This is a genomic window from Acinetobacter sp. YH12144 (genome assembly GCF_013418345.1).
Taxonomy (GTDB): domain Bacteria; phylum Pseudomonadota; class Gammaproteobacteria; order Pseudomonadales; family Moraxellaceae; genus Acinetobacter; species Acinetobacter amyesii.
Genome location: NZ_VPCD01000023.1, coordinates 13,745 through 26,904, shown reverse-complemented (window position 1 = coordinate 26,904; position 13,160 = coordinate 13,745). Strand labels below are relative to the sequence as shown.

Annotated in this window: 12 protein-coding genes; 7 read left to right on the top strand and 5 right to left on the bottom strand. The window is 39.8% G+C overall.

The window, feature by feature from the left end; translation table 11 throughout:
* Positions 1-51 precede the first annotated feature (51 nt).
* The 3 genes from rarD to uvrB form a co-directional block, all read right to left on the bottom strand.
* Positions 52-984, bottom strand: a complete 933-nt coding sequence (gene rarD, locus FTU79_RS14080) for an EamA family transporter RarD (RefSeq protein ID WP_180050869.1) — start codon at positions 982-984, stop codon at positions 52-54.
* A gap of 133 nt (positions 985-1,117) precedes the next feature.
* The gene (locus FTU79_RS14075; RefSeq protein ID WP_180050866.1) at positions 1,118-1,708 is read right to left on the bottom strand and encodes a lipocalin family protein; all 591 of its coding nucleotides are present in this window, start codon (positions 1,706-1,708) and stop codon (positions 1,118-1,120) included.
* A 153-nt stretch (positions 1,709-1,861) separates the two neighbouring features.
* Positions 1,862-3,883 carry an excinuclease ABC subunit UvrB gene (gene uvrB / locus FTU79_RS14070; protein WP_180050863.1) on the bottom strand — a complete coding sequence of 674 codons (2,022 nt, stop codon included), beginning with the start codon at positions 3,881-3,883 and terminating at the stop codon, positions 1,862-1,864.
* A gap of 300 nt (positions 3,884-4,183) precedes the next feature.
* On the opposite strand from uvrB, the gene FTU79_RS14065 reads away from it, so the two are divergent.
* Complete coding sequence (locus FTU79_RS14065) at positions 4,184-4,972, top strand: hypothetical protein (protein WP_180050860.1); 789 nt, start codon at positions 4,184-4,186, stop codon at positions 4,970-4,972.
* A gap of 196 nt (positions 4,973-5,168) precedes the next feature.
* Positions 5,169-6,620, top strand: coding sequence for a sensor domain-containing diguanylate cyclase (locus FTU79_RS14060; protein ID WP_180050907.1), 1,452 nt, complete (start codon positions 5,169-5,171; stop codon positions 6,618-6,620).
* A 69-nt stretch (positions 6,621-6,689) separates the two neighbouring features.
* On the opposite strand, the gene FTU79_RS14055 is transcribed toward FTU79_RS14060, so the two are convergent.
* A complete protein-coding gene (locus tag FTU79_RS14055) occupies positions 6,690-6,869 on the bottom strand; it encodes a hypothetical protein (RefSeq protein ID WP_099339550.1) in 180 nt (59 codons plus the stop codon).
* A gap of 401 nt (positions 6,870-7,270) precedes the next feature.
* Here FTU79_RS14055 and FTU79_RS14050 point away from each other — a divergent pair, with 401 nt between their 5' ends.
* From FTU79_RS14050 to FTU79_RS14040, 4 genes are all read left to right on the top strand, one after another.
* The gene (locus FTU79_RS14050) at positions 7,271-8,407 is read left to right on the top strand and encodes an OmpW family protein (protein ID WP_180050857.1); all 1,137 of its coding nucleotides are present in this window, start codon (positions 7,271-7,273) and stop codon (positions 8,405-8,407) included.
* 245 nt (positions 8,408-8,652) lie between these two features.
* On the top strand, positions 8,653-9,864 hold the full coding sequence (locus tag FTU79_RS14045) for an MFS transporter (protein WP_180050854.1): 1,212 nt from the start codon (positions 8,653-8,655) through the stop codon (positions 9,862-9,864).
* Complete coding sequence (locus tag FTU79_RS16615) at positions 9,857-9,991, top strand: hypothetical protein (protein WP_257220694.1); 135 nt, start codon at positions 9,857-9,859, stop codon at positions 9,989-9,991. Before FTU79_RS14045 ends, FTU79_RS16615 begins: the two co-directional genes overlap by 8 nt.
* A gap of 221 nt (positions 9,992-10,212) precedes the next feature.
* Positions 10,213-11,169, top strand: coding sequence for a TauD/TfdA family dioxygenase (locus FTU79_RS14040; protein ID WP_180050851.1), 957 nt, complete (start codon positions 10,213-10,215; stop codon positions 11,167-11,169).
* 107 nt (positions 11,170-11,276) lie between these two features.
* On the opposite strand, the gene FTU79_RS14035 is transcribed toward FTU79_RS14040, so the two are convergent.
* On the bottom strand, positions 11,277-12,188 hold the full coding sequence (locus FTU79_RS14035) for a LysR substrate-binding domain-containing protein (RefSeq protein WP_180050849.1): 912 nt from the start codon (positions 12,186-12,188) through the stop codon (positions 11,277-11,279).
* A 102-nt stretch (positions 12,189-12,290) separates the two neighbouring features.
* On the opposite strand from FTU79_RS14035, the gene FTU79_RS14030 reads away from it, so the two are divergent.
* On the top strand, positions 12,291-13,142 hold the full coding sequence (locus FTU79_RS14030) for a pirin family protein (RefSeq protein WP_180050846.1): 852 nt from the start codon (positions 12,291-12,293) through the stop codon (positions 13,140-13,142).
* Positions 13,143-13,160: the final 18 nt, after the last annotated feature.

Below are 13,160 nucleotides of genomic sequence, written 5' to 3'. Positions count from 1 at the left end.
CAGCAAGTGTTAATTGTGAACTGATCAATTTACCGTACCAATATTTTCAGTCTAAGAATCGATTCGATCATTTAACGCTTTTACATTTTTTGCTAGCGCACGTTCATTTTGCTTTTGTTTAAACAGATGTAAGATGCCTTCTATCACCAATAACAATACCGCACCCCAAATTGGAATATAGGTCAGCCATTCTTCGGCTTCTACTCGCTCCCCCAATGCGATGGATGCAAAAGCTAACAACACGGGTTCTAAATAACTCAACAAACCAAAAATCACAAATGGCAAATAACGACTCGCCAACATATAGCTACCTAAGCCAAGCGCACTCAGAAAACCCAGTCCTAAAACCGCCAAAATCAGATACGGGAATAACGACATTAGCTCTAAACTATCGCTATGAATAAATCCTAAATAAAAGGCTACAGGCAAAATTAAGCAAAGATCCCACCAAAAACCACCCAAATGATCGGTTTTAAAGGTACGACGTAAAAAGAAATAAATTGGATAAGCCACAGCGACATAAACAGTTTCCCACGCGATACTGCCAATACGCCAAATTTCATGGCTGACACCTAAAATTGCCAGTGCCACGGCAGCCATCTGCCATTTAGAAAGTTTTTCTTTATACAGCACACATCCGACCAGAACCATCACTAAAGGCAGTAGAAAATATCCCAAAGAAACTTCTAGTCCACGGCCATTAATCGGCCCCCACAAAAACAACCAAAGCTGTGTAGTACATAAAAAAGAACTGATGATTAACCAAATCAGAAAAATCGGCTGCTTAACCACTCGCCAAAAAATTTCACTGACTTTGTTTAAATCTTTCATCCACCACATAAATAGCGTTAAAAATGGTAAGGTCGCTAACATGCGCCATGCAAATGTTTGCTCGCTATCTAGAGGTTTTAAAAAGATGGTAAAGAAATACAAAATACCAAAAGTGACCGATGCCAATACAGACAATGCAACGCCTTTATACATCTTTCACTCCAGTCCAAAATACACCATAAATTTGATATTTTGCTTGATTGATCAAGCTTTTCGCAGAGACATTCTAGCAAATAAAAAACCATGCACAGGCATGGTTTTTTAGCATTTGTTCAAATATTTAGATTTATGGTTTTACTGTCTGCTTGGTATGAATAATATCTGATAAGTCATAACCAACAGATTGAGCATAATTTAGATATTCCTGAATCACTTCCTGATCTGGATGAGCCGAACGAGAAAGCACCCACATATATTTACGACGAGGCTCACCCACCAAGACTGTTTGATAGTCTTCATCGGCTTTGAGCACCCAATAATCACCACGCCCCACAGGCAACCAACGAATCGCTTCAGGTAAGAAACTGACTTTTAATTTTGAGTTAAACGGTGCATTTTGTACAAATGCCTCGCCTATTGATTGTTTCTTGGTGCCATCTTTCGATACACAGCGATTATTGACATTAATATTGCCGTTTTCATTTAAGGTATAGACCGCGGTAACATCACGGTCACAGCTTTTTTGAAAGACTAAAGGCTTACGAGCAACTTCATACCACATACCTAAATAACGATCGAGCTCGACTTTTTCCACAGTCTGTAAAGGTTTCGTCTGTGCATAGGCCATTGTGGCTGCACCCAAACCAATTAACACTGCTGCAACAAGTGCAATTTTTGCGAGCTTAAAACCAGCTTTCGGAAGATTCGTTGTTGTCATTTTATGCCTCATTTCGATGCAAAACATTCGATGAAAATTAAGTAATTCTTTCTCTCGTGTTTTTACTCTAGCGGAAAGATTGCTCTAAAAATCATTTTCTTGTCTGAATTATGTATGTAATTCAGACAATATTCCGCATCTTGTCTAACAAAATTATGAAATCATCTGTGCTTTTAAACGCAAGATTTCATCGCGTAATCGAGCGGCTTGTTCAAACTGTAAATCTTTCGATGCCTTCAGCATTTCTTTTTCCAGCTTGTTCATATGTTTTGCTAAAAGTTTTGGATCTGACATCAAATGACGTTCATCTGCAGTTAATGCCTTAGCCTGATCTGAAATTTTTGCATCGATTTCATCATCTGTCAGTACTTCACCTGTATCAATATCATTGACGTTTTGACGTACTGCACTGCGTGGCGTAATGCAATGCTCAAGGTTAAATGCGATCTGTAAATTACGACGACGATCCGTTTCATCAATGGCTTTTTGCATGGAGTCGGTCATACGATCTGCATATAAAATCGCTTTACCATTTAAGTTACGTGCTGCACGACCGATGGTTTGAATCAATGAACGCTCAGAACGTAAGAAGCCTTCTTTGTCTGCATCTAAAATGGCCACCAAAGACACTTCGGGCATATCTAAGCCTTCGCGTAGTAAGTTAATCCCAACGATTGCATCGTATACACCCGAACGTAATTCATGAATAATTTTAGTGCGCTCAACAGTGTCGATATCTGAATGTAAATAAGCGACTTTAATGCCGTATTCTTTCAAATATGAAGTTAAATCTTCTGCCATACGTTTGGTTAGTGTTGTGACTAACACACGTTCATTTAAATCTTTACGATTATTAATTTCTGACAGTACATCATCCACTTGCGTCAAGACTGGACGAATTTCAATTTCAGGATCGACCAAACCTGTAGGTCGAACCACTTGCTCAACGACTTGTTCAGATTTTTCCATTTCATAATGTGCAGGCGTTGCACTGACATAAATGGTCGACGGAACAATCCGCTCCCACTCTTCAAATTTCATTGGACGGTTATCAAGCGCACTTGGCAAACGGAAACCATAATTCACTAAGTTTTCTTTACGCGAACGGTCACCTTTATACATGGCCCCAATTTGTGGAACAGTCACATGCGATTCATCGATGATTAATAAGGCATCATCAGGTACATAATCAAACAAAGTCGGCGGTGCTTCACCTGAAGGTCGACCAGATAAGTGCCGTGAGTAGTTTTCAATACCGTTGGTATAGCCAAGCTGCTGCATCATCTCTAAGTCATAACGTGTGCGCTGTTCGATACGCTGTGCTTCGAGTAATTTATCATTTGCACGAAAGAAACCCAGTCGGTCTGTAAGCTCTTCACGAATAGTCCCAATTGCACGCTGTAAATTATCTTTAGGTGTCACGTAATGGCTCTTTGGATAAATCGTAATACGTGGCACTTTTCGGACCAGTTTGCCCGTCAAGGGATCAAACCATCGAACTGAATCAACTTCGTCATCAAACAACTCAATTCGAATGGCATTTTGATCCGATTCTGCAGGGAAAATATCAATAATTTCACCACGGATACGGTATGTGCCGCGTAGGAATTCGAGTTCATTGCGGGTGTATTGCATTTCCACCAGACGCCGAATGATGTCATCACGGCTGATACGGTCACCTTCAACGATATGCAAAAGCATACTCATATAGGCATTGGGATCACCCAGACCATAGATGGCTGAAACTGACGCTACAATAATTGCATCACGTCGTTCTAATAATGCCCGTGTTGCCGAAAGACGCATTTGGTCAATGTGATCATTAATCGATGAGTCTTTTTCAATAAAGGTATCTGAAGATGGCACATAGGCTTCGGGCTGATAATAGTCATAATAACTGACGAAATATTCCACAGCATTATGCGGAAAGAAGGCTTTAAACTCGCCATAAAGCTGCGCAGCCAAAGTTTTGTTATGCGCCATAATAATCGTTGGACGTTGCGTGCGAGCTATCACATTTGCCATGGTATAGGTTTTACCCGAACCTGTTACCCCTAAGAGCAACTGGTCATGCATTCCTTTCTCAATCCCCTTAACCAATTTCTCAATCGCTTGAGGTTGATCACCTGCGGGCTGATATTGTGTTACCAGTTCAAAAGGCTGTTCCTGCATCACACTCTTCTTCAACAGTTTTTATAGGGCTTTATTATGAGGGCAAAGTTGCACAAAACAACGCTAAATTTATGTAAAAAGCCAAAGTCTCTTACAGACAGAATTAATCTTTATTTAGTATAAGTTTCTAGATTTTTTCATCATCTTCAAAATTATAAAGCACCTAATTGAGCCAATTTTTTTCGAAGAAACTCTTTGAGCTAAAAAACTCATAGATAAAGCGTTCATTTACCCCAGATTGATACTTGACCTAGGTAAATTTCACCTGCAACATGGACAAAAGGACGCCACAGATCAAACTTTATGACTTATCAATATCATGACGAAAGTATTGTTAAAAACTTAGCTGAAGATACCATTTTTGTTTTTGGCAGCAATATGGCAGGTCAACATGCTGGCGGTGCAGCGCGTACCGCACTAGAGCATTTTGGCGCAATGAATGGTATTGGTCGTGGATGGGCTGGTCAAAGTTTTGCTATTCCAACGATGAATGAGCATTTACAACAAATGCCATTGTCTCAGATTCAACATTATGTTGATGATTTTAAAATCTATACCAAGAATCATCCGAAGACCAAATATTTCATTACTTCGATTGGCTGTGGTGTCGCTGGCTATAAAGTTGAAGAAATTGCTCCCATGTTTAAGGGGATTTCTAGAAATGTTATTTTTCCAATTTCATTCCGTCCTTTCGTTGAAAAAGCTTTACCTAAACTTACTTCGAAACTTCTACATACAATTTTTCAAGACTCGGTAATTTTTGCACCTTCGGCAGATGAATTGGTTGATGTTCTAGCCTTAACAGATAATGAAAAAAGTCTTGCGAAAATTGTGCTGAATACCCAAATGTACCCGACAGATAGCAATGGTCGTGACCGTATTTTTGAAATTGAAGATATTTTGCATGCCCTGAATGGGAAAATATTTGAGTTTCAAAGCAACTCAGAAGGCCCAATGATGTTTGGCGGTGTCATTTTAGCCCTACTTGAACTGTACAATATTAATGAAAAAGATTTTATTGATGTTTGGAAAGCTGAACGTGAAATCGCTGCACCAAAGCCTGAAAATAAAGCTCGTAAAGCCAGCCGCTAAAGACTATTTTCACCTCATTTCCCCCCAAAAAAGCCAAAGTCTACATTGGCTTTTTATCTAAGGTGGATTAATGACTTTTAGCGACTTAAGTCACATTAAAAATAAAGTTTATTTTACATATCACATTATTTTAATATCATTTTTTTCGTCTTATACTACATGCTGTAATTATCATGAAGAATGACGAGCACATAAAATAGACATGCTAGATTCTCCTTTTTTTGAGCTATCCCCCATTGCCATGTGGCTTGAAGATTACAGTGAAGTCAAAAAACAATTTGATCTCTGGCGTCAGCAAGGTGTGCAGGATCTCTCCACTTTTCTTCAACAAGATGAATCACGTATTCTGCAATGTGCGAGAAAAATAAAACTCTTACAGGTCAACGCAAAAACGTTAGAACTGTATCAAGCACGTGACTTTGAACATTTATGTCAAAACCTTGATTTAGTTTTTCAGGCGGAGATGTGTCAAACACACATTAGAGAGTTGGTTGCATTGTGGAATGGTGAAACGCATTTTTCCCATTCTGCCGTGAACTATACGCTCAATGGACAACGCCTAGACATTCAACTCAAAGGCATCGTGCTACCGAGTCATGAGCAGGATTTATCTGCCGTTTTAATTACGACTGAAGATATCACCTCTTATACTGAAGCTTGCCGTTTACAAGAACAAAGTCGTCATTTGGCAGAAGCGCGTTTTCATTATTCTCCAACCTCACTTTGGGTAGAAGATTTCAGCCGGATTAAAATAAAATTAGATCAGCTTCGCGCTTTAGGTATAGAAGATTTTGTGACATTTTTGGATGTTCACCCCGATTTTGTACAAGAGTGTATTAAGGAAATATTGATCGTTGACGTTAATCAGGCCACCCTTGATTTGTTTGGCGCTTCGGATAAAGAAATCTTGCTCAAAAATGTACATAAAGTATTTGCCAAAGAAATGCTTCAAACTTTTAAAGAACAGCTTATTGAGCTTTGGAATGGCAATCTGCATCATCAGCGTGAAGCGGTAAATTATGCACTGGATGGCAGTATTCGCCATGTTTTACTGCAATTTACCGTGTTTCCTGATTATCTAGATGACTGGAGCGTTGTTCAAGTTGCGCTGACGGATATTACCGCACGCAAAAAAGCGGAGCATTATCTGGAATATTTAGGCAGACATGATGTTCTCACCAAGCTATGTAACCGTTCATTTTATATGCAGGAACTGAACCGTCTAGAGCGTAATTCACTGCGCCCAGTATCCTGTATTTTTATGGACCTCAATGGACTGAAAGAGCTGAATGACAGCCTTGGACATGATGCCGGAGATAACCTGTTACGTCGTATGGGCAACATCCTGACTCAACTTATTCAACATACGCCCTATTCTGCCTCACGAATTGGTGGAGATGAATTTGTAGTCCTTTTACCGGGTGCAGATCAGACTGCTTTGCAAAACTGTTTGAATAGTTTGCATGAACTTTTACTGGTCGATAACCAGTTTTACTCACATCAGCCAATCAGCCTGTCGATCGGGCATGCAACCAGTCATGCAGATGAACGTCTTGAAGACATGCTAAAACGTGCCGATCAAGAGATGTATCACCAGAAAAGAACTCATTACCAAAATAATGACCGAAGAATGTCAGTCTCTCAGTAAGTTGCATGATTTAAATATCAGCGAATAAAAAAGCCATGGTCAAATACCATGGCTTTTTTATTTTAAAACTTAGCGTTTTCCCATCGAACGGCGGGTACCACGTGGTGGCATCCAGGTTCTATCCGCATAGCGTTGTGGCTTAGGACGAAGATCTTCAAGGATCTCATCTGTCGCACCTTGTTCAGCTTGCTTCAAAGGAAACGGTAAATTAACTAAAGGCTTTTTCTTGGGAGTATTTGGGGAGCTCATCAGACTGACTCAATAATAACTCAGCCTATTGTACAAAAAAAAAGAGCAGAATGTAAAAACAAGTCTTTTATTATGCACTCTCATAACAATTCATTTAATTTCGATATCATGTTCAGGATAAAAAATACGTCTTAAGTGTTCTATTTTATCTAACTAAAAGATGTCTAAAAAATCGATGGCTATTCATATTTTCTAAAAAGCAGAGCGAACCAGTATTTTTTTATTTTTAAATTAAAAAATTACATAATTACTAAAATAATTAAACTTAATGAAATACATTTCCTTATTTATTAACTTTTCACCTACTTAGTACTCTTGTTTTTCATACAGATTAATTGAGCCAAGTTTAGTTTATTAACAATAACAAAAACAAAGATGAATAAATTGAACAAGGAGTTCAAATGAAAAAGGTTTTAGGGACGTTTATTGGCTCAATGGCATTAATGCCTATTTTGACTCATGCCGATTCCCCTTATTTTAGCCTGCAAGAAGGCGATGGCTTTAAACGTTTTTCAGTTTCGGTGGGTGCTTTACATGTTATGCCACAAGGGAAAGCACAACCTTTCAAAGTAAATACCGCAGCTAACGAAGGCATTACATCTGCAGTAGGTAATGTCAGTATTCAAGCTGTTCAAAATAATCTCGATCTTGACATGGGTTCAAATTCAACCACCGCAATCCTTCGACTTCTAGATGGATTAGGGGTCGATACGCTTTCTGCAAATCTGAGTGGTTCTGCTGAAGTTTATAATCTCTCAAGCTGGAACAATCCAGGAACAGGTTTAGAAGCCGAGGATGTGACTACCCTAGGGATCATGACCAATTACTTTTTTACCGATAATATTTCTCTTGAAATTAAAGCCGGGATTCCACCAACAGTGGACTTAAAAGGTAAAGGAAGAATTTATGCGCCTTTCTCTGCGCAAGCTACGCCATCTATAGACCTCTTTCCGAGTATTCCCGGATCAATTGATTTACAGAGTATCGACTTGAAAAAAGATATTTTAGTTACAGATTTAGGTGCACAGGATAAGGCTGCTTCTGCTCGTGCTTGGACACCAGCTTTTGAATTCCAATATCACTTTGGTAAAACAGGTGTAAATAAGTTCCGTCCTTATGTAGGGCTGGGTGTGATGTATGCTTATTTCAACGAATTGGAAATGAATAAGAATGTTGAGCAGGACTTGATCAAAGCGGGTCATATGATTGCAAATATTAAAGATGGTCAAGCAGGTAAAGCTCTGGAAATTGGTGAACTCCCTTATGGCACATCAGTTCCTGATAATCTGAAAAGTAATGGTAGTACACCTAAAGTTAAACTTGAGGCTACTGATGTCTTTGCTCCCGTTGCTACAGCTGGCTTTACTTACGACTTTAATGATACATGGTTCGCAGTAGGTTCAGTAAGTTATGCTCATTTAAAAAATGAAACAACGATTACTGTGTCCAATGCCGAACATGGAACTTTAATTACCTCTAAAGCAGATATTGAGGTAAATCCAATTCTTGCGTATGCAGGTATCGGTATGCGTTTCTAATTAATAACCTGAATATAAAAAAAGACGGCTACAGCCGTCTTTTTTATTAGGCTATATATGGTCTTTTATTTTGAATTATGCCTTCAACCTCTTTTAAACACTTTTGAATTTCTGCTGAGGCAATTTCCTTTATTCATCCATAGTTACCTATAAAAAAAATTTATTGTTTGGTGAATTAAATTTAATCGCAACTCTGCGTTTATTCGAATAACATTGGGTTAAATTTAAAAAATGTAGCCTGCTGTATGTCTGATACTCGATTCTCAAAGCCACTGATTTACATGCTCATTGGCAGTGCAATTATTTTGGCATTGTCTTTAGGGGTGCGTCATGCATTTGGCCTCTATCTCGTGCCGATGAGTGATGAATTTGGTTGGGGACATAACGTATTTAGCCTTGCCATTGCCATGCAAAACCTAATTTGGGGTGCTGTGCAGCCGATTACTGGGGCTTTTGCAGATAAATATGGCAGTAAGATCGTGGTCGCCGTCGGTGGTGCATTATATGCCCTCGGACTATTACTCATGGCCATCAGCTCTACCGGTTTACTGCTTAATTTAAGTGCAGGTTTAATCCTGGGTTTAGCCCTCTCAGCCACATCTTTTCCAGTATTACTTTCTGCCGTAGGTCGTGCAGCGCATCCAGAAAAACGTAGTTTAGCCATGGGTATTGCCAGTGCAGCAGGTTCTTTTGGTCAGTTCATTATGCTGCCCTCTACATTACTGTTGTTGCAAAAATTTGGTTGGTCGTCGGCTTTGGTGCTCAGCGCCATTTTAATTGCACTTATTATTCCTTTAGCTTGGATGCTAAAAGCACCAATGTATGTTGCACCAAATGCAACCAATACGCATGAAGCCTCTCTGACTTTTAAACAAATTTTGCAATTGGCTTGGGAGCATAAACCCTTTTGGTTTCTAGCACTCGGTTTCTTTGTCTGTGGCTTCCAAGTGGTGTTTATTGGCATCCATCTTCCGGGATATTTAATCGATCATGGCTTTAATGCCACTACGGGCACTATTTTCCTAGCGCTCGTTGGACTGTTTAATATTGTCGGCACCTACACAGCTGGTTGGCTCGGTGGCAAATATTCCAAACCAAAGCTGTTGATGGGACTGTATGGTTTACGTGGCATTGCCATTATTGCCTTTCTTTTGCTGCCTTTAAGCACATGGACAATCTATGCATTTGGCGTCATTATGGGTCTACTATGGCTTTCTACCGTACCGCTCACCAACGGTATTGTAGCCAATATGTTTGGCGTTAAATATCTCAGTATGCTGAGTGGTATCGTGTTCTTTACACACCAAGTCGGTTCATTTTTTGGTGGCTGGTTGGGTGGTGTGAACCACGATATGACCGGTAACTATAATGCCATTTGGATTTTTTCGATTGTCCTGAGTATTTTTGGGGTATTGGTACATTTCATGGTTAATGAGGAAAGTGTCATTCATGACTAATTCAACACTGTGGTTCCGGCTCAGTATTGGCATCAGTATTCTGGCCTTGTTGGCATTGTCCATCGGCTTATGGAGCCAAACGCCTGAATTATTCGAATACTTTAACCAAGCGTTTTGTGCACATTAAAGACGTATTGAAGCAATAATTCCAATTCAAACTGCTGTTTTATCAACACTACAACAGCAGTTTTTTAGCTATTTTCTACACGATTCAATAAAAGCTGCATTTTCAGCATATTAGTATTAATCATACGTTTTTTCATAAACTTAGCTTATTTTTTAATTTTCCATCCTGCGCTTTCTTCCATAGATTAAGTCTCAATAAAGAACAATTTGAGAACTTATGAAATGACCGCATTAACTCAACTTTCACAAGCCATCCATGATGCTCCACGTTGGCATCAAGCAGAACAATTTCAAGATGGCAATGAAATTCGTATTGAAGCGCAACATGACCAAGCTTTGGGGGCTGTGGTTTATGGTTTAGATGCGCGTAAAGCACAGTCTGGGGAAACCATCTACCGTTTAAAACAAGCGTTGGCAGAACACTTGATTTTAATTTTCAAACATCAAAGTCTAGATGATTTACAGTATCTCGCGTTTGCAAGTTACTTCGGTTCAATCTTCCGTCCCGGTGCAGATATTCCTGTGCTGGCGTCACAAGATGATACCGGTACACCACCAGACGTGGTACCTGTTTCAAATGCAGTCGGCAAAGGTGACTACACTGGACATGGTGAATTGGCTGCGCATGCAGACCATCAGTGGACTCCGCTGCCATCTTTTGGTTCATTACTCTATGCCATTGAACTACCGCAAGACGGTGGACAAACCTCATGGTATAACACCATTAAAGCCTATGAAGCTTTAGATGAAGCGACACAAAAACATTTAGACCAACTTCAACTCATTACCTATAACCCATTTGTCCGTGCCAAAAATAATAAAGGCACAACGGGATATGGCGCTACACCGCTTTACCGTTTCAAAGACCAACCGATTGTTGGACATGCCTATCCACATCCGCTTGTACGTACCCATCCAGAAAGTGGCCGTAAAGGGCTGTGGTTAAATGAACGATCTGAAGTGGAATTGGTTCACTACGATGATCAGTCAGGCAGTGAATTGATTGCATCTTTACGTGAACATTTATTGAAATCTGAGTTTCGATATGAACATCAATGGGAAGAAGGTGACATTGTATTTTGGGATAACCAAGCGACATTACACTCACGCCGCCCTTTCCCTTCAGACCAACGCCGCTTATTAAAGCGAATTAGCTTAGCAGGAGGACGACCATACTAATGTTGAACTTCATGCCAACAATAAAAAATAAATAACCCTGTAAAATCCGTGTTTGAGCAATAACCCAAAATAATTAGAATATGAAAACAATAAGAACACTGCTCAAATTACGGATGATCTATATCTAAGGCCTTAAAACCTGAAATCAAATGATCTAACATCGCACGTACACCCGGCAGCATACCTTGTCGTGTCGCGTATGCAACATGGATGACCCCTTGCGGCAATTGCCATTCAGGAAATAGCTCAATTAACTCACCACTTTTTAAAGCATCACGTACAAACACTTTGGGCAAAGAAGCGATTCCCACGCCAGAAATAGCAGCAGAAATCATCGCACCAAAACTGTCAGTTCTTAAGCGTGGATGAAATTCAATTTGTTGGGTTTCACTTTTTTCACGATGTCGGAAATCCCAAAAATGTTTAGGCCGGTCAAATCCAATACACGGAAAATTTTGAATCTCAGCCAATTGCTGTGGCATTTCACGCTCGAAGAAAAGTTGTGGCGATGCCACTAAAACATGATCCCAAGCATCTAAATCTCGAACGATCAAATCACTATCCATTAAAGGCATATTGCGCACACGAATGGCTAAATCTACGCCTTCCTCAATGACATCAACCCGATGATTGGTCGCCATCAGATGCACACTGATGTCTGGATATTGCTGCATAAAATCGGTGACCATTTTTGCAACAGGCATTTCCACCAAAGCCACAGGACAAGAAATTTTAATCTGGCCACAGAGTTGATCGTTCAACGTACTGAGCACAAAATTTTCCGTTTCGCTGACTTCCTCTAAAATTTTTAAGCAATGTAAATAGAACTGTTGTCCTATTTCAGTCACAGTAAATTTTCGCGTATTCCGCTGAATCAGACGTACACCCAAACGGGTCTCTAATTCTGTAATACGGCGTGATAGTTTAGATTTTGTAATACCCAATGCTTCACTGGCTTTGGTATAACCTTGGTATTTCACCAATTGCACGAAGTAGTAATAGTCATTTAAATTTTGCATGATTGTTTCATTTTTAGAATAATCTGTTGAGTTTTTCGCCCTGTCATTCCCTCACTATACCTCAATAATAGATCTCAGAAGCAATATATTGAGGGCTGAATTATGAATTCAATCAAACGTGTTTATCATAGTGATCGTAGCACTTGGGTGGGCGATGGCTTCCCAACAAACTCTATGCTCCCTATGCAAGAAATGGGCAATCAAACCAGTCCATTCCTCGTTATGGGCTATACCGGCCAATATCATTTCTCTCCAAGTCATCATCAACGTGGTGTTGGGTCACATCCACACCGTGGCTTTGAAACAGTGACCATTGTTTATGAAGGTGAATTGGAGCATTTTGACTCTAAAGGAAATCACGGCAGCATTGCCAAAGACGAAGTGCAATGGATGACTGCGGGTCGAGGCATTATGCATGAAGAACACCATTCTAAAGATTTTGCCAAAACTGGCGGAAATTTAGACATGGTACAACTTTGGGTCAATTTACCTCGTCATGCCAAAATGACTGAACCTCGCTATCAAGAACTGACAACAGCCAATATTGCTGAAGTAAAGCTTGCACAAAATGCTGGCGTGGTACGCGTCATTGCTGGCCAATTTGAAGATACATTGGGCGCCGCTGAAACCTTTAGCCCGATGAATGTATTGGATGTGCGCTTGAATGCAAATGCTGAACAGGAATTTTCATTCAACCCACAGTGGAATAACATGATTTTTGTATTAAGTGGCGCGATCGAAATCGAAGGTCAACGCTTTGATGCGAAACAGACTTTATATGTCAGTGACCAAGTATCGTCCTTGAAACTTAAATCTTTTGAAGCAACCAAACTGCTTATTTTAAGTGGCGAAGCTTTAAATGAACCTATTGCGGCACATGGACCATTCGTAATGAATACTGAAGATGAAATACGTCAGGCATTTTATGATTTTCAACATGGTCATTTTGCTTAAATATTTCCACGATAAAGT

Bases quoted from the DNA above. Each gene is read 5' to 3' on its own strand.
- FTU79_RS14075 (WP_180050866.1), bottom strand. From the start codon at position 1,708: ATGACAACAACGAATCTTCCGAAAGCTGGTTTTAAGCTCGCAAAAATT.
- FTU79_RS14045 (WP_180050854.1), top strand. From the start codon at position 8,653: ATGTCTGATACTCGATTCTCAAAGCCACTGATTTACATGCTCATTGGC.
- FTU79_RS14055 (WP_099339550.1), bottom strand. From the start codon at position 6,869: ATGAGCTCCCCAAATACTCCCAAGAAAAAGCCTTTAGTTAATTTACCG.
- FTU79_RS14065 (WP_180050860.1), top strand. From the start codon at position 4,184: ATGACTTATCAATATCATGACGAAAGTATTGTTAAAAACTTAGCTGAA.
- rarD (WP_180050869.1), bottom strand. From the start codon at position 984: ATGTATAAAGGCGTTGCATTGTCTGTATTGGCATCGGTCACTTTTGGT.
- FTU79_RS14050 (WP_180050857.1), top strand. From the start codon at position 7,271: ATGAAAAAGGTTTTAGGGACGTTTATTGGCTCAATGGCATTAATGCCT.
- FTU79_RS16615 (WP_257220694.1), top strand. From the start codon at position 9,857: ATGACTAATTCAACACTGTGGTTCCGGCTCAGTATTGGCATCAGTATT.
- FTU79_RS14030 (WP_180050846.1), top strand. From the start codon at position 12,291: ATGAATTCAATCAAACGTGTTTATCATAGTGATCGTAGCACTTGGGTG.
- FTU79_RS14035 (WP_180050849.1), bottom strand. From the start codon at position 12,188: ATGCAAAATTTAAATGACTATTACTACTTCGTGCAATTGGTGAAATAC.
- FTU79_RS14040 (WP_180050851.1), top strand. From the start codon at position 10,213: ATGACCGCATTAACTCAACTTTCACAAGCCATCCATGATGCTCCACGT.